This window comes from Streptomyces agglomeratus (genome assembly GCF_001746415.1).
GTDB lineage: Bacteria > Actinomycetota > Actinomycetes > Streptomycetales > Streptomycetaceae > Streptomyces > Streptomyces agglomeratus.
The window spans coordinates 2,246,183-2,262,174 of record NZ_MEHJ01000001.1 but is presented as its reverse complement, the minus strand read 5'-3'; the positions used below and the strand labels follow the sequence as shown (position 1 = coordinate 2,262,174).

The 15,992-nt window shown below is 71.5% G+C and carries 10 protein-coding genes and 1 pseudogene; 10 read left to right on the top strand and 1 reads right to left on the bottom strand.

Going from position 1 to position 15,992, the window contains the following annotated elements; genetic code table 11:
- Positions 1 to 63 precede the first annotated feature (63 nt).
- The 6 genes and pseudogenes from miaA (at position 64) to hflX (ending at position 8,185) form a co-directional block, all read left to right on the top strand.
- Positions 64 to 1,002 carry a tRNA (adenosine(37)-N6)-dimethylallyltransferase MiaA gene (gene miaA, locus AS594_RS09410; RefSeq protein ID WP_069926545.1) on the top strand — a complete coding sequence of 313 codons (939 nt, stop codon included), beginning with the start codon at positions 64 to 66 and terminating at the stop codon, positions 1,000 to 1,002.
- Between the two features lie 106 nt (positions 1,003 to 1,108).
- Positions 1,109 to 1,546 (top strand): hypothetical protein, encoded by a 438-nt coding sequence (locus AS594_RS09405; RefSeq protein WP_079144703.1) that lies wholly within the window; start codon positions 1,109 to 1,111, stop codon positions 1,544 to 1,546.
- A 52-nt stretch (positions 1,547 to 1,598) separates the two neighbouring features.
- Positions 1,599 to 2,486 (top strand): diaminopimelate epimerase, encoded by an 888-nt coding sequence (dapF, locus tag AS594_RS09400; protein WP_069926543.1) that lies wholly within the window; start codon positions 1,599 to 1,601, stop codon positions 2,484 to 2,486.
- A gap of 238 nt (positions 2,487 to 2,724) precedes the next feature.
- Positions 2,725 to 4,844 (top strand): annotated as a pseudogene (locus AS594_RS09395) (RelA/SpoT family protein).
- A gap of 77 nt (positions 4,845 to 4,921) precedes the next feature.
- Positions 4,922 to 6,424, top strand: a complete 1,503-nt coding sequence (locus tag AS594_RS09390; RefSeq protein WP_069933177.1) for a M1 family metallopeptidase — start codon at positions 4,922 to 4,924, stop codon at positions 6,422 to 6,424.
- 258 nt (positions 6,425 to 6,682) lie between these two features.
- A complete protein-coding gene (gene hflX, locus AS594_RS09385; RefSeq protein WP_069926540.1) occupies positions 6,683 to 8,185 on the top strand; it encodes a GTPase HflX in 1,503 nt (500 codons plus the stop codon).
- A gap of 113 nt (positions 8,186 to 8,298) precedes the next feature.
- Here the strand turns inward: hflX and AS594_RS09380 are convergent, their stop codons facing one another.
- Positions 8,299 to 9,522 carry a trypsin-like serine peptidase gene (locus tag AS594_RS09380; RefSeq protein ID WP_069926539.1) on the bottom strand — a complete coding sequence of 408 codons (1,224 nt, stop codon included), beginning with the start codon at positions 9,520 to 9,522 and terminating at the stop codon, positions 8,299 to 8,301.
- Positions 9,523 to 9,845: 323 nt separating this feature from the next.
- Here AS594_RS09380 and AS594_RS09375 point away from each other — a divergent pair, with 323 nt between their 5' ends.
- The 4 genes from AS594_RS09375 to AS594_RS09360 are packed head-to-tail and all read left to right on the top strand — an operon-like array spanning position 9,846 to position 15,974.
- The gene (locus tag AS594_RS09375; RefSeq protein WP_069926538.1) at positions 9,846 to 11,264 is read left to right on the top strand and encodes a diaminobutyrate--2-oxoglutarate transaminase family protein; all 1,419 of its coding nucleotides are present in this window, start codon (positions 9,846 to 9,848) and stop codon (positions 11,262 to 11,264) included.
- A 29-nt stretch (positions 11,265 to 11,293) separates the two neighbouring features.
- On the top strand, positions 11,294 to 13,204 hold the full coding sequence (locus AS594_RS09370; RefSeq protein WP_069926537.1) for an IucA/IucC family protein: 1,911 nt from the start codon (positions 11,294 to 11,296) through the stop codon (positions 13,202 to 13,204).
- Positions 13,205 to 13,244: 40 nt separating this feature from the next.
- Positions 13,245 to 14,000 carry a GNAT family N-acetyltransferase gene (locus AS594_RS09365; RefSeq protein ID WP_069926536.1) on the top strand — a complete coding sequence of 252 codons (756 nt, stop codon included), beginning with the start codon at positions 13,245 to 13,247 and terminating at the stop codon, positions 13,998 to 14,000.
- A 60-nt stretch (positions 14,001 to 14,060) separates the two neighbouring features.
- On the top strand, positions 14,061 to 15,974 hold the full coding sequence (locus tag AS594_RS09360; RefSeq protein ID WP_069926535.1) for an IucA/IucC family protein: 1,914 nt from the start codon (positions 14,061 to 14,063) through the stop codon (positions 15,972 to 15,974).
- Positions 15,975 to 15,992: the final 18 nt, after the last annotated feature.

The window sequence follows — 15,992 nt, the reverse complement described above, 5'->3', positions numbered from 1 at the left end:
CCGGCCGCGTGCCGTCACGTAACTCGTTCGGGGAGAGGGCCCGGGGTTTGCGAGACTGTGCGAGTGAGAACTGCAGCTCCCGCACCGCGGGTCATCGCCGTTGTCGGCCCCACGGCAGCCGGAAAGTCCGATCTGGGCGTCGCCCTCGCCCGGCATTACGGCGGGGAAGTCGTCAACGCCGACTCCATGCAGCTCTACCGTGGGATGGACATCGGCACCGCCAAGCTGACGCCCGCCGAGCGCGGCGGCGTCCCGCACCACCTCCTCGACATCTGGGACGTGACCGAGGCGGCGAGCGTCGCCGAGTACCAGCGGCTCGCCCGAGCGGAGATCGACCGGCTGCTCGCCGAGGGCCGCACGCCGGTCCTCGTCGGCGGCTCCGGGCTCTACGTACGGGGCGCCATCGACGCCCTCGAATTCCCCGGCACGGACCCCGCCGTACGGGCCCGTCTGGAAGAGGAGCTGGAGCTGCGTGGCCCGGGTGCGCTGCACGCGCGGCTCGCCGCCGCCGACCCCGACGCGGGGCGCGCGATCCTGCCGAGCAACGGCCGGCGCATCGTCCGGGCACTCGAAGTGATCGAAATCACCGGGAAGCCGTTCACGGCCAATCTGCCCGGCCCCGACTCGGTGTACGACACCGTCCAGATCGGGGTCGACGTCGCCCGCCCGGAGCTCGACGAGCGCATCGCGGCACGGGTCGACCGCATGTGGGAAGCGGGCCTCGTCGACGAGGTGCGCACCCTGGAGGCGCGGGGCCTGCGGGAAGGGCGCACAGCGGCCCGCGCCCTGGGATACCAGCAGGTGCTGGCCGCCCTGGCGGGCGAATGCACCGAGGAGGAGGCGCGCGCCGAGACCGTACGCGCCACCAAGCGCTTCGCGCGCCGCCAGGACTCGTGGTTCCGCCGTGACCCGCGGGTCCACTGGCTGAGCGGCGCGGCCCAGGACCGCGCGGAACTCCCGCATCGGGCTCTGGCGTTGGTCGAACGAGCGGTTACAGCCTGATCACGTGATGGCATCGGGACGCTCCGCCCGTCATTCGGGTGGCCGGGCCCGTGCCATCATCAAGCTTCGATCGACCAGTGAGTCCAAGTTGGGAGGGCGCGTGGCGATGGAAGCCGGCCCTCGTGACACAGCGCAGGACGAACCGGACCGTTTGAGCCCCGACGGGCCCGACGACCAGGACGGGTCGCCCGGGACCGCGACGGGCCCCGAGGTCGAGGTCGAGCTGCGCCCGCAGCGGCGCCTGCGCATCTGGCAGCTCGCGCCGATCGTGGGACTCGCCGCCCTGGGTTCCCTGATGTTCGCCTTCCCCCTGGCCTTCGAGTTCGGTGACGGCGGAGCGGTCGTCGCCATGCTCGGCCTGCTGATCAGCTGCTGCGCCGCCGGCTGGGGCATGATGGCCGCCCGCCGGGTCGGCCACACCTGGCCGGGCCTGCCGTCCAGGGAGTCCGGCAGGCGTCCAGACTGGCGACTGATCGCGCTGTACGTCCTGCTGGGCACGGGCGTCGTGGCGCTGGCCGTCTGGCGCGTGGCCCGCCTCCGCTGACCGCCTGTCGTACCCGGCCCGTACGATTGACGCCGTGAGCACTTCTGACGCCGTGAACACCTCGCCGATCGCCTTCCTCAAGGGCCACGGGACCGAGAACGACTTCGTGATCGTTCCCGACCCGGACAACACCGTCGACCTGCCCGCGTCCCTCGTCGCGCGGCTCTGCGACCGCAGGGCCGGCATCGGCGGCGACGGCGTGCTCCACGTCGTACGGTCCGCTGCGCACCCCGAGGCGCGGCCGATGGCCGACGTGGCCGAGTGGTTCATGGATTACCGCAACGCGGACGGTTCGATCGCCGAGATGTGCGGCAACGGCGTCCGCGTCTTCGCCCGCTACCTTCAGCGCGCGGGCCTCGTCGGCGAGGGCGACCTGGCCGTCGCCACCCGTGGCGGCGTCAAGCGGGTGCACATCGCCAAGGCGGAGTCCGGCGGCGACACCGGCGACATCACCGTCTCCATGGGCCGGGCCGTCCTCCCCGGGGGCGACGTCAAGGTCTCCGTGGGGTCCCGGGAGTGGCCCGCCCGCAACGTGAACATGGGCAATCCGCACGCCGTCGCCTTCGTCGACGACCTGGAGCATGCCGGTGATCTTCTCACCGCCCCGCCCTTCAGCCCCGCCTCCGCGTACCCGGACGGCGTCAACGTCGAGTTCGTCGTCGACCGCGGACCGCGCCACGTCGCGATGCGCGTGCACGAGCGCGGCTCCGGGGAGACCCGTTCCTGCGGTACGGGTGCCTGCGCCGTGGCCGTCGCCGCCGCCCGCAGGGACGGCGCCGACCCCGCAGTCACCGGTGAGCCCGTGGCGTACACCGTGGACCTTCCCGGCGGGCGCCTGGTAATCACCGAGCGGCCCGACGGCTCCGTCGAGATGACTGGGCCCGCAGTGATCGTCGCGGAGGGCACCATCGACGCCGAATGGACGGCTCCGGGCCAGTAGCACCTCGTCGCCCCCGGCGCGCACAGCCACGGGAAGCGCGGAGACCCGTACCGCTGGACCCGTACGGCCCCTGCGAGCAACAGGAAACGGGTGCCGTACGGGACTTCGCTCGAATGGGTGATCCGGTTCACGCTGAGCGAGAGCGGGACTGCGAGGCGTGGTGGGCTCGGTAGCATCAAGCACCGGCCGGGACGTGGGTCCACCCGTCCACCGCCGGTCGACGTTGCCGGAGGTGCCCATGAGTGCAGAGGCCGCCAACCCAGGCGCCACCAGTCGCAGGCGTGGCCGCACCAGGCTCGATCTCCGCAGGATCGGCCGGGTCGCCCTGCTCGGTCCGACGTCGCGCGACCGGCTGCCCGACGCGATCGGCCACGTCGCGGACGCCCACCGCGCCCACCACCCCGACGCGGACCTCTCCATCCTGCACAGGGCGTACGTACTGGCCGAGTCGTCCCACCGCGGCCAGATGCGCAAGAGCGGCGAGCCGTACATCACGCATCCGCTGGCCGTGACGCTGATCCTCGCCGAACTGGGGGCCGAGACCACGACATTGACCGCGGCGCTCCTGCACGACACCGTCGAGGACACCGATGTGACGCTCGAACAGGTGCGTGCGGAGTTCGGCGAGGAGGTCTGCTTCCTCGTCGACGGGGTGACGAAACTGGAGAAGGTCGACTACGGAGCCGCTGCCGAACCCGAGACCTTCCGCAAGATGCTCGTCGCCACCGGAAACGACGTCCGCGTCATGTCGATCAAACTCGCGGACCGGCTGCACAACATGCGCACCCTCACCGTGATGCGTCCCGAGAAGCAGGCCCGCATCGCCAGGGTCACCCGCGACGTCCTGATCCCGCTCGCCGAACGGCTCGGCGTACAGGCGCTCAAGACCGAGCTGGAGGACCTCGTCTTCGCGATCCTCCACCCCGAGGAGTACGAGCGCACGCGCGCCCTGATCGCCGCCGACGCGAGCGCGGGCGACCCCCTGCACGTCATCGCGGACGAGGTCAGGAAGGTGCTGCGGGAGGCCGGTATCGCCGCCGAAGTCCTCGTCAGACCACGGCACTTCGTCTCCGTCCACCGGGTCAGGCTCAAACGCGGCGAACTGCGCGGCACCGACTTCGGGCGGCTGCTGGTGCTCGTGGCGGAGGACGCGGACTGCTACGGCGTACTGGGCGAACTGCACACCTGCTTCACCCCGGTGATCTCCGAGTTCAAGGACTTCATCGCGGCGCCCAAGTTCAACCTCTACCAGTCGCTGCACACGGCCGTCGCGAGTCCGGACGGTGAAGTGGCCGAAATCCTCATCCGTACGCACCAGATGCACAAGGTGGCGGAGGCGGGTGTCGTCGCCCTGGGCAACCCGTACACACCGACCGACGGCGCCGAGGCGGCCGTCGAGGGCGAGCGCGCCGACCCGACCAGGCCCGGCTGGCTCTCCCGGCTGCTGGAGTGGCAGGAGTCCACACCCGACCCCGACACCTTCTGGACGTCGCTGCGCGCGGATCTCGCCGAGGACCGGGAGATCACCGTGTTCCGCTCGGACGGCGGCACGCTGGGGCTGCCGGCCGGTGCGAGCTGCGTGGACGCCGCGTACGCGCAGTACGGCGAGGCGGCGCACCGCTGTATCGGCGCGCGCGTCAACGGCCGCCTGGCGACGCTCAGTACGGTGCTCGGCGACGGCGACACGGTGCAGTTGCTCCTCGCCCACGACATCGGCTCGGGACCACTGCCCGGGTGGCTCGACCACGCTCGTACGGCCGCCGCGCGCATCGCCATCACGCGCTGGCTCTCCGCCCACCCGCAGGACGAGGCGGCCGTCGCGGGGGCCGGTGGCCGCCCGCCGGAGCCCAGAGCCGGGGTGGGGCCGCCTCGGCGGCGCCCGGCATCGACTCCCTGGTGCGCCGCGTCGCCGAGAACGCAGTCGTGGACCTGCCGGACGCGACCGTACGGCTGGCCGGCTGCTGTACGCCTGTACCGCCGGACACCGTCACCGGCTTCGCCGTGCGGGGCGGCGCCGTCACCGTGCACCGCGAGGAGTGCCCCGCCGTGGGACGGATGCGGGCGCGCGGGCGGGAGCCGGTGGGGGTGCGGTGGCTGGCCACGGGCGACTGCCGCGTCACCCTCGTCGCCGAGTCGTTCGGCCGGCCCCGGCTCCTCGCGGACCTCACCGAAGCCATCGCCACCGCGGGCGCGGCGGTCGTCTCGGCCACCGTGGAACCGCCGAGCGAGCAGCGCGTACGGCATACGTACACGCTCCAGCTCCCCGACGCCGCCGGGCTCCCGGCGCTCATGCGCGCGATGCGCGAGGTGCCCGGCGTGTACGACGTGAGCCGCGCCCAGCATCCCGCGCCCGCCTGATCGAACACGGCGCTCTTTCGAGTGGGGGCTTCGCGTGCCGTCCCGGCGGCCACGGCACGCGCTGGTAGCGGTAGATCATGCTGCTCACCTCCCGGCGCCTGCGTGCCGCCCTGCTGGCCGCCGCATCGGCCACCCTCGTCGCCGCGACCGTGCCCGCTCCCGCGCCCCCCGTCGCCCTCGGCATCGGCGATCCGCTCTTCCCACATCTGGGAAACCCCGGATACGACGTCCGCAAGTACGACATCTCCTTCACGTACAGCGGAAGCAACAGCAAGCCCTTGGACGCGGTCACGAAGATCGACGCGGTGGCCACCGAACGGCTCGACCGCGTCAACCTCGACTTCTCGCGGGGGACCGTCGAGTCGGTCGAGGTGAACGGCGGGCGTGCGGCGTTCGCGACGGCGGGGGAGGACCTGGTCGTCACGCCCGAGGAACCGGTGCACGAGGGCTGGCCGCTGCGGATCACGGTCCGGCACACCAGCGACCCGAGCCCGAAGGAGGGGCCGGACGGCGGCTGGGTGCGTACGCGCGACGGCCTCGCCATGGCCAACCAGGCCGACGCGGCGCACCGGGTGTTCCCGTGCAACGACCACCCCGCCGACAAGGCATTCTTCACCTTCCGTGTCACCGTGCCGAAGGGCATGACGGCCGTCGCCAACGGACTGTCCGTGGGAGAGGCGGAGAAGGCGGCCGGCGGCGGCGCGACCCGGGCGTTCCGCACCACGCACCCCATGGCGACCGAGCTCGCCCAGGTCTCCGTCGGCCGGTCGACCGTGGTGCGTCGGCAGGGGCCGAACGGCCTTCCCCTGCGTGACGTCGTGCCCACCGCCGACCGCGCGCGGCTCGAACCGTGGCTCAAGAAGACGCCCGGGCAGATCGAGTGGATGGAGCGGCAGGTCGGCCGCTATCCGCTCGAGACGTACGGGCTGCTCGTCGCCGACGCGGAGACGGGATTCGAGCTGGAGACGCAGACGCTGTCGCTGTTCGAGCGCGCGCTCTTCACGCGCTCCGAGCTGCCCGCCTGGTACGTCGAATCGATCATGGTGCACGAACTGGCGCACCAGTGGTTCGGCGACAGCGTCTCGCCGCGCTCCTGGTCGGACCTGTGGCTCAACGAGGGGCACGCCACCTGGTACGAGGCCAAGTACGCCGAGGACCACGCGAAGCGCCCGCTGGAGGCGAGGATGCGCCAGGCGTACACCCAGTCGGACGCGTGGCGGGCGCAGGGCGGTCCGCCCGCGGCCCCCCGGAGTCCCGCACCGGGGAAGAAGATCAGCCTCTTCAGGCCGGTTGTCTACGACGGCAGTGCGCTGGTGCTCTACGCCCTGCGCCAGGAGATCGGGAAGGACGCCTTCGGTCAGCTGGAGCGGCGGTGGGTCAGCGAGCACCGGGACACGAGTGCGACGACCGGAGACTTCACCCACCTCGCCTCGGAGATCGCCGGGCGGGACCTGTCCGCCTTCTTCAAGGAGTGGCTGTACGGGAAGAAGACACCGGCGATGCCCGGGCACCCGGACTGGCGCACCGAGGGCGCCGGCAAGTCGGCCGGCAAGTCGGCGGGCAAGCCGGCCGGTAAGTGAGGCGGAGGGCGAGGCCGCCGGGGAAGAAGGAGAGCCACGTGGCGGGCCGTGGGGCCGGCCGCAGGGGCCCCGGGGGACGGAAGGTGCGGCGGCACCGGAAGCGGGCATAAACCGGAGTGACGGCCCGGGGAGCGGCGTGCCACTATCAACGGGTCGGCGGCGCTGCCGGGACGGGGGACTCCGGACACTGCGGGAATCTTCCGGCCATGTCACGCGTTGTGACCGATGTAACCGACTTTCTTTCGACGTAAGGATCCAATGACCTCCTCTTCTTCCGCTTCCAATGACGCACAGAGCTTCACGGAGAACGTGACCGAGAGCCTTCGGGCCGATGCCCTGATGGAAGAGGACGTCGCCTGGAGCTACGAAGTCGACGGGGAGCGGGACGGCGACCAGTTCGATCGCTCCGACCGCGCCGCGCTGCGACGGGTGGCCGGCCTCTCCACCGAGCTCGAAGACGTAACCGAGGTCGAGTACCGGCAGCTGCGCCTGGAGCGTGTCGTGCTGGTCGGTGTCTGGACCTCCGGAACCGTGCTCGACGCCGAGAACTCGCTGGCGGAGCTGGCGGCTCTGGCGGAGACCGCCGGCGCCCTGGTGCTCGACGGTGTCGTACAGCGTCGTGACAAGCCGGACCCGGCCACGTACATCGGCTCGGGCAAGGCGATCGAGCTGCGCGACATCGTGATCGAGACCGGTGCCGACACCGTCGTCTGCGACGGTGAGCTCAGCCCCGGCCAGCTCATCCATCTCGAAGACGTCGTCAAGGTCAAGGTGGTCGACCGGACCGCCCTGATCCTCGACATCTTCGCCCAGCACGCCAAGTCCCGCGAGGGCAAGGCCCAGGTCGCGCTCGCGCAGATGCAGTACATGCTGCCCCGGCTGCGCGGCTGGGGTCAGTCGCTGTCCCGGCAGATGGGCGGCGCCGGTTCCGGCGGTGGCGGCGGTATGGCCACCCGCGGCCCCGGTGAGACCAAGATCGAGACCGACCGGCGCAGGATCCGCGAGAAGATGGCGAAGATGCGCCGGGAGATCGCGGAGATGAAGACCGGCCGCGACATCAAGCGCCAGGAACGCAAGCGCAACAAGGTGCCCTCCGTCGCGATCGCCGGGTACACCAACGCCGGCAAGTCCTCGCTGCTCAACCGCCTCACCGGCGCGGGCGTGCTGGTGGAGAACGCGCTGTTCGCCACCCTCGACCCGACTGTGCGCCGGGCCGAGACGCCGACCGGCCGGGTCTACACCCTCGCCGACACGGTCGGCTTCGTACGGCATCTGCCGCACCACCTCGTCGAGGCGTTCCGCTCCACGATGGAAGAGGTCGGCGACTCCGACCTGATCCTGCACGTGGTGGACGGTTCGCACCCGGCGCCGGAGGAGCAGCTGGCGGCCGTACGCGAAGTGATCCGTGACGTCGGCGCGCTGAACGTGCCCGAGATCGTGGTGATCAACAAGGCGGACGCCGCGGACCCGGTCGTCCTCCAGCGACTGCTGCGGATCGAGCGTCACGCCATCGCCGTGTCGGCCCGTACGGGCGCGGGCATGGCGGAGCTGCTGGCGCTGATCGACTCGGAGCTGCCCCGGCCCGAGGTCGAGATCGAGGCTCTCGTGCCGTACACGCACGGCGGGCTGATCTCGCGGGCACACGCCGAGGGGGAAGTGATCTCCGAGGAGCACACCGGTGACGGCACGCTGATCAAGGTGCGGGTGCACGAGGAGCTGGCGGCGGACCTCGCGCCGTACGTGCCGGCGGCGACTCGCTGACCGGGCCACACCCCCGGGCGCACCCCACAGAGCGAAACCCGAAGGCCCGCCCTCTCACGACGAGGGGGCGGGCCTTCGGGCTGTTCGATGTTCCGGCGTGACGCTCCGCGGCGCTACTGGCCGGCGAACTTCCCGCTCACGGTGTCGTAGATCGACTTGGCTTCCTTGCCCAGGCGCGGACCGGCGAGCCAGCCGGCCGTCACCGGTCCGATCGAGGTGTTGGAGACCAGCGCGGGCTTGCCGTCCCGGCCGGTCGCCGTCCAGCCGCCGCCGGAGGAGCCACCGGTCATCGTGCAGCCGATGCGGTACATCGTCGGGTCGCCGGCCTGGATGGAAAGGCGCCCGGGCTTGTCGGCGCACTGCAACTGCTTCTGGCCGTCGAACGGCGGAGCGGCGGGATAGCCGGTCGCCGTCATGCTCGCGATCTCGGGTGTGGCCGGTGCGTCGAACTCCACCGGAAGGGCCGAACCGACCGTCTCCTCGAGGGACTTGCCGCTTCCCTTCTCGGGCGTGACGTGCAGCACCGCGAAGTCGTACGGAGCGCCTTCACCACCGGTCGGGCCGCCCTGGGCGATCCACTGCGTGGACGTCTGCGCCCAGTCGCCCCACCACACGCCGTGCGGAGCGATTTCCTTCTCGTTCTTCGGCGCGGCGTCGAGCTCAGCGGCGGACTTGCCGGTGTCGTTGTACGACGGGACGAAGGCGATGTTGCGGTACCAGCCGCCCTTCTTGCCGGCGTGCACACAGTGGCCGGCTGTCCAGATCATGTTGGACTTGCCGGGGTGCGCCGCATCCTTGATGACGGTCGCCGAGCAGACCATCGAGCCCTCGGGCCCGTCGAAGAAGAGCTTCCCCGACTCGGGGGTGCTCGCCGTGTACGGGGTCTTCACCGGCAGCGCCTGAACGGGCGCGGGCGTCGGGTCGGTGACACCCTCGTCGCCGGAGATGTCGTTGTCCACCGGCCTGTCGGGCTGTTCGGCGTCCCGCATGCGGTCCGGGTTCCACAGGTCCTCGATGATCGGGTTGATGTAGTCCTCGGCCTCGCGGAGCCAGTCGTCCCGGCTCCAGTCCTTCCAGGCGCCGCCCTTCCACTTGTCCAGGTCGACGCCGTGTTCCTTGAGCCGGTCCTTCAGGTCGTCGGGGATGACGATCTTTCCGTCGGTGGCCTGGCCGGCGGAGGCGCTCGGCTCGCCGCCCGCGTTGTCCTCGCCTGGACCGCAGGCGGTGGCGGTCAGCGCGAGGGCCGCGGCGAGGCCGACAGCGGCGAGTGCGGGGGAGGTTCGGCGACGCGCGCTCCTCCCGCCACGTGCTGCGATGGTCGGGCGAATGGGTCGCATGTGTTGATCCCCCTGGGACTTCGAAATCTTCTTCACCGAACTCTGCGAACTCTGCGAACTCTGTGCGCGTTACGTACATCGCGCACCCCGGCCACGGAGTTCCGGGCCGGAACGCGGTCCCCACTATGCCGGTGCCGATGGGGACGGCACGCGGCAGGGGCGCGGTTCCCCAGACGTAAGGATCTTCTTATTGCCCGTGATCCTCCGCCGCCACCGTCGTTGGTACGTACGGGGGACGCAGGGTCGGCGTTCGGCTCTGGCGGGCACGGACGTACAGACAATCTGCGAGCGACGGAAGCTTCACCGCGGGAGGACCAACAGACGTGGCCGTGACCGAACCTGCCGCTGCGGTACTGACCGCCGCGCACGAGGGGATCCTGCGCCGCCAGTCGCTGCGCGAATCCTCCGCCCGCACCTACGCGCGGTCGCTGCCCATCGTTCCCGTACGGGCCCGGGGGCTGACGATCGAGGGCGCGGACGGGCGGCGCTATCTCGACTGCCTCTCGGGCGCCGGGACCCTGGCACTGGGTCACAACCACCCCGTGGTCCTGGAAGCCATCAAGAGGGTCCTCGACTCGGGTGCGCCGCTCCATGTGCTGGACCTGGCCACCCCCGTCAAGGACGCGTTCACCACTGAGCTGTTCGCGACGCTGCCGCGCGGGCTCGCCGACAACGCGCGGGTGCAGTTCTGCGGCCCCGCGGGTACGGACGCGGTCGAGGCCGCGCTCAAGCTCGTACGCACCGCCACCGGGCGCAGCGGGCTGCTGGCCTTCACCGGGGCGTACCACGGCATGACGGCAGGCGCTCTCGACGCCTCGGGCGGCGCCCGGGACGTACGGGGGGTGACCCGCCTGCCCTATCCGTACGACTACCGCTGCCCGTTCGGGGTCGGCGGCGAACGCGGCGCCGAGCTCTCCGCCCGCTGGACCGAGAACCTCCTCGACGACCCCAAGAGCGGGGTGGCCACCCCGGCCGGCATGATCCTCGAACCGGTGCAGGGGGAGGGCGGGGTGATCCCCGCACCCGACGAATGGATGCGGCGGATGCGCCGGATCACGGCGGACCGTTCGATTCCGCTGATCGCCGACGAGGTGCAGACCGGAGTCGGCAGGACCGGCACGTTCTGGGCGGTCGAACACAGCGGCATCGTGCCCGACGTGATGGTGCTGTCGAAGGCCATCGGCGGCAGCCTCCCGCTGGCCGTGGTGGTCTACCGGGCCGACCTCGACGCCTGGGAGCCCGGCGCGCACGCCGGAACGTTCCGCGGTAACCAGCTCGCCATGGCCGCCGGCGCCGCCACCTTGGCGTACGTACGCGAGAACCGGCTCGCCGAGCGCGCCGGTGTGCTCGGCGCACGCATGATGGGCCAGTTGCAGGGCCTGGCCGCCGATCACCCGTGCATCGGGAACGTACGCGGCCGGGGGCTGATGATCGGCGTCGAACTCGTCGACCCCGACGCGGACCGCGCCACAGGCGGCTCCGGCCGCTCCGGCTCCGGAAGCGGTACGTCCACGGGCGTCCCCCCGGCGGCGCCCGCACTGGCCGCCGCCGTCCAGCAGGAGTGCCTGGAGCGCGGGCTCATCGTCGAACTGGGCGGCCGCCATTCGGGCGTCGTACGGCTACTGCCTCCTCTCACTCTCACCGATGAACAGGCCACGGCGGTTCTCGACCGTCTGGCCGACGCGCTGTCCGCCGCCGAGCGCTCTTCGTACCACCGGCAGCCGACCGGGCTGTCGAACTGACCCCGGACCTCGTCCCAAGGAAGCCTCCCGTGAACACCACTCCCGCGCCCGATGCGTCCGAGGCCGAAGACCGTCCCACCACCCAGGACCGAGGACAGGGCACCCCGCACAGCCGCCTCGTGATCGACGAGGCCAGGGTGCCCCGGCAGAAGGGCAGCGGCGCCCACGGGGAGCAGCGCACTCCCGCCGCGGCCGCACGCCCGCAGCCGGCGGGCACCGCCACAGACCTTCTCGACCACCCGGACCCGCACGCGGCGGCAGAGGCCGCCGCCGTCGAGAACCTGCTGCGCTGCTGGGTCCGTGAGAACGACCTCGGCCGGCCCCTGGGACCGGTGCTCCGCATCCCGCTCGACGCCAGCGGCACCGCCCTGCTCGCCCCCGTCCGCTACTGGTCGGCCACCGGATGGCACCGCTTCGGCATGCCGGCTCTGGAAGGCGGCCCCCAGGGGGCCCCGCCCGCCGACGCCGTCACGGTCGCCGCTCTTCTCGGCCGCGAGGCAGGGCAGCGCGAAGGAGCGGACCTGGTCGGGCGGGTCGCGGACTCGGTCCGGCGAACCGCCCGGTTCATCACCGAGCGGCGCGCACACCCCGGCCCGGCCGAAGAGGCAGATCTGTTCCTCGGCGCGGAACAGTCGCTTCTCCTCGGGCACCCGCTGCACCCCACGCCGAAAAGCCGCGAGGGACTCTCCGACGCCGAAGCGCTGCTGTACTCACCCGAGTTGTACGGCTCCTTTCCGCTTCACTGGATGGCCGTCGACCGGTCCGTACTGGCCGCGGACTCGGCCTGGACGGAACGCGGCCGCACCGTCCCCGTCGAGCAGCTCGCCGTCCGGTTCGCCGACGGCCTGCGCCTTCCCGACCACACGGTCCCGCTGCCGCTCCACCCCTGGCAGGCGCGCGAACTCCGGCACCGGCCCGACGTGGCGGCGCTCCTGGAGCAGGGCCTCCTTCACGACCTCGGTCCTCACGGCGCCCCCTGGCACCCCACCTCCTCCGTCCGCACCGTGTACCGCCCCGGTTCGCCCGCCATGCTCAAGCTCTCGCTCGGGGTACGCATCACCAACTCCCGACGCGAGAACCTCCGCAAGGAACTCCACCGCGGCGTCGAGGTCCACCGGCTGCTGCGTGCCGGACTCGCCGAGGAATGGCAGGCCGCCCACCCGGGCTTCGACATCATCCGCGACCCGGCATGGCTCGCCGTGGACACGACCGACGGCGCACCCGTCCCCGGCCTCGACGCCCTTCTGCGCCACAACCCGTTCGGCCCCGGCGACGACGCCGTCTGCATCGCCGGCCTCACCGCCCCACGCCCCTGGCCCGGCCGCACCGGCATGCGCTCCCGCCTCGCCGAGGTCGTCGCCCGGCTCGCCGCCCGGACCGGCCGGCCCACCGGAGCCGTCGCGGCCGAGTGGTTCCTGCGCTACCTCGACCACGTCGTACGCCCGGTGTTCTGGCTGGACGGCACGGCAGGCGTCGCACTGGAAGCCCATCAGCAGAACACCCTGGTCCTCCTCGACCCCGACGGCTGGCCCGTCGGAGGCCGCTACCGCGACAACCAGGGGTACTACTTCCGTGAATCCCACCGCGCGTCACTCGAACGCCGCCTGCCCGGGATCGGCGCCACCAGCGACACCTTCGTCCCCGACGATGTCACCGACGAACGCTTCGCCTACTACCTCGGCATCAACAACGTCCTCGGCCTGATCGGAGCGTTCGGCGCCCAGCGGCTCGCCGACGAACGCGTCCTGATCGCCGCCTTCCGCCAGTTCCTGGGCAAGAGCACCACACTGGGCTCTCCGCTGCCCGCCCAGCTCCTGGAAACCCCCAGCCTCCGCTGCAAGGCCAACCTGCTCACCCGGCTGCACGGCCTCGACGAACTCGAAGGCCCGGTCGACACCCAGTCCGTCTACGTCACCATCGCCAACCCCCTTCGCACCTGAAGGACCATGTCCCACCCGACCTGCTGAGAGGAGCGTCACCGTGCCTCCCACCGATGCGAGCACCGACGCAGGAACCAACTCCGCGCCCCGCGCCGGATCCAGCACCGAGGACACCCTCGACCTGCGCCTGACCGACGAACTCCTCGCGCTGTTCGGTGGGGACGGGCCGGTGACGGCCTCTGGGCCTGTCGACGACGCGTCGGTGACCGCCCCCGGGCCGGCCGGTGGCCTCCTCGACACCCCCGCCGACTGGGGACCGCTCACCACCTCCGCCGGCGTCTTCCAGCTCGTTCCCGTACGCATCGAGCGGGACCTGCCGCTCATCAGCAAGTGGATGAACGACCCGGCCGTCGCCGCCTTCTGGGAACTCGAAGGGCCGCAGGACGTGACCGCCGCCCACCTGCGCCCCCAGCTCGACGGTGACGGCCGCAGCGCACCCTGTCTCGGCGTACTGGACGGCGTACCGATGAGCTACTGGGAGATCTACCGCGCCGACCTCGACCCGCTGGCCCGCCACTACCCGGCGCGCCCGCACGACACCGGCGTCCACCTCCTGGTCGGTGGCGTCGCCGACCGGGGCCGCGGCCTCGGCACCACCCTCCTCAGAGCCGTCGCCGATCTCGTACTCGACAGGCGTCCCGCCTGCGCACGTGTCGTCGCCGAACCCGACCTTCGCAACACCCCCTCCGTCTCCGCCTTCCTCGGGGCCGGCTTCCGCTTCTCCGCGGAACTCGACCTCCCCGACAAGCGAGCCGCGCTCATGGTCCGCGAGCGCGCCCTGCGAAACCTGCTGTGAACGATCCGCTACTTCTCATACACCGCTCGCCCCGAATGGGTTCCACCCGGAGGAGTCCCCGTGCCGAAGCCCGCCGTCGCCCATGACTTCGAGGACTCGCTCCCGCTGCTCGCCCCGCCCGAGCTGAAACCGGACACCTGGGACCTGGCGGCCCGCCGCCTCCTCGCCAAGATGCTCAGTGAGTTCGCGTACGAGGAGATCATCGAGCCGGTCCCGCAGCCCGGCGACGGCGACCGCCACACCCTCCTGCTCGACGACGGCGGATCACTGTCGTTCCGGGCGCGGCGCGGCGCCTACGGCAGCTGGCGCGTGATGCCCGAGACGATCGAACTCCACGAGCGCGACGCCGGCACCGAGGCGGGCAGCGGCAGTGACAGCAGCGACAGCGACAGCCACAGCCACAGCGACACGGACGCCGATGCCGGTGCCGACGTTGCGGGCCGGCCCTTCGGCGACCCCCTGCGCTTCCTGATCCTCGCCCGCCGCCTCCTCGAACTCGACGGGCCCACCCTCGGCCACCTCATCCGCGAGCTCGGCGCCACCCTGGCCGCCGACGCCCGCCTCGACCACACGGCCGTGTCCGCCGCGGACCTCGCCGACCTCGGGTACGCGGAACTCGAAGGCCATCAGACCGGCCACCCCTGGCTCGTCCTCAACAAGGGCCGCCTCGGCTTCTCCGCCACCGACACCGCCCGCTGGGCGCCCGAAGCGCGCACACCGGCCACCCTGCCCTGGATCGCCGTCAGCACCGAGATCGCCGGCTACCGCGGAGTGCCCTTACTCGCCACGCCCGAGCGCCTCTACGCGCGCGAGCTCGACGACGCCACCCGCGAGACGTTCGCCGCCGCACTCCGCGCCCGCGGCCTGAACCCCGAGCGGTACCTCTACCTGCCCGTGCACCCCTGGCAGTGGGACGAGGTGGTCCTGCCGCTCTTCGCGCCCGCCGTAGCCCGGGACGCCATCGTTCCGCTGCCCACCGACGGCGACGTACGGCTGCCGCAGCAGTCCATCCGTACGTTCCTCAATACGAGTCGGCCCGACCGGCACACGGTCAAGCTGCCGCTCGCCGTCCTGAACACGCTGGTCTGGCGCGGACTGCCCACCGAGCGCACCCTCGCGGCGCCCGCCGTGACCTCCTGGGTGCACGGACTGCGGGACGCGGACCCCTTCCTGCGCGACGAGTGCGGAGTGATCCTCCTGGGCGAGGTCGCCTCCGTCGCCGTCGAGCACCCCTTGTACGACTCCCTGCCCGAGGTGCCGTACCAGTACAAGGAGCTGCTGGGCGCGATCTGGCGCGAGCCGCTCACGGGGCGGCTGGCCCCCGGCGAACGCGCCCGTACGCTGGCCTCCCTGCTCCACACGGACCCCGCGGGACGCGCCTTCGCGGCGGAACTCGTCGCCCGCTCCGGACTGGCTCCGTCCGTCTGGCTCCAGCGTCTCTTCGCCGCGATGCTTCCGCCGCTGCTGCACTTCCTGTACCGCTACGGCACCGTCTTCTCACCGCACGGAGAGAACGCCATCGTCGTCTTCGACGACCAGGACATCCCGGTGCGCCTGGCGATCAAGGACTTCGTGGACGACGTCAACGTGAGCGCGCAGCCGCTGCCCGAGCACGACACCATGCCCGACGACGTGCGCGACGTCCTGCTCACCGAGCCGCCCGCCTTTCTCACGCAGTTCATTCATTCCGGTCTGTTCGTGGGTGTGTTCCGATATCTGGCGCCCCTGTGCGAAGAGCAACTGGACGTTCCCGAGAACGAATTCTGGTCACTCGTACGGGCAGAAATTCTCCGGCACCAGGCCCGCTTCCCCGAGCTCAAGGACCGGTTCGAGATCTTCGATCTGCTCACCCCGCGGATCGAGCGCCTCTGCCTCAACCGCAATCGCCTGCACCTCGACGGCTACCGCGACCGCTCCACCCGCCCGCACGCCGCGGTCCACGGGACCGTTCCGAACCCGCTCCACCTTTCCTGACGCCGCCGTCGCTGTGAC

Excerpts from the sequence above, each read along its gene's own strand:
- hflX (WP_069926540.1), top strand. The coding sequence starts at position 6,683 with ATGACCTCCTCTTCTTCCGCTTCCAATGACGCACAGAGCTTCACGGAG.
- AS594_RS09405 (WP_079144703.1), top strand. The coding sequence starts at position 1,109 with ATGGAAGCCGGCCCTCGTGACACAGCGCAGGACGAACCGGACCGTTTG.
- AS594_RS09380 (WP_069926539.1), bottom strand. The coding sequence starts at position 9,522 with ATGCGACCCATTCGCCCGACCATCGCAGCACGTGGCGGGAGGAGCGCG.
- AS594_RS09390 (WP_069933177.1), top strand. The coding sequence starts at position 4,922 with ATGCTGCTCACCTCCCGGCGCCTGCGTGCCGCCCTGCTGGCCGCCGCA.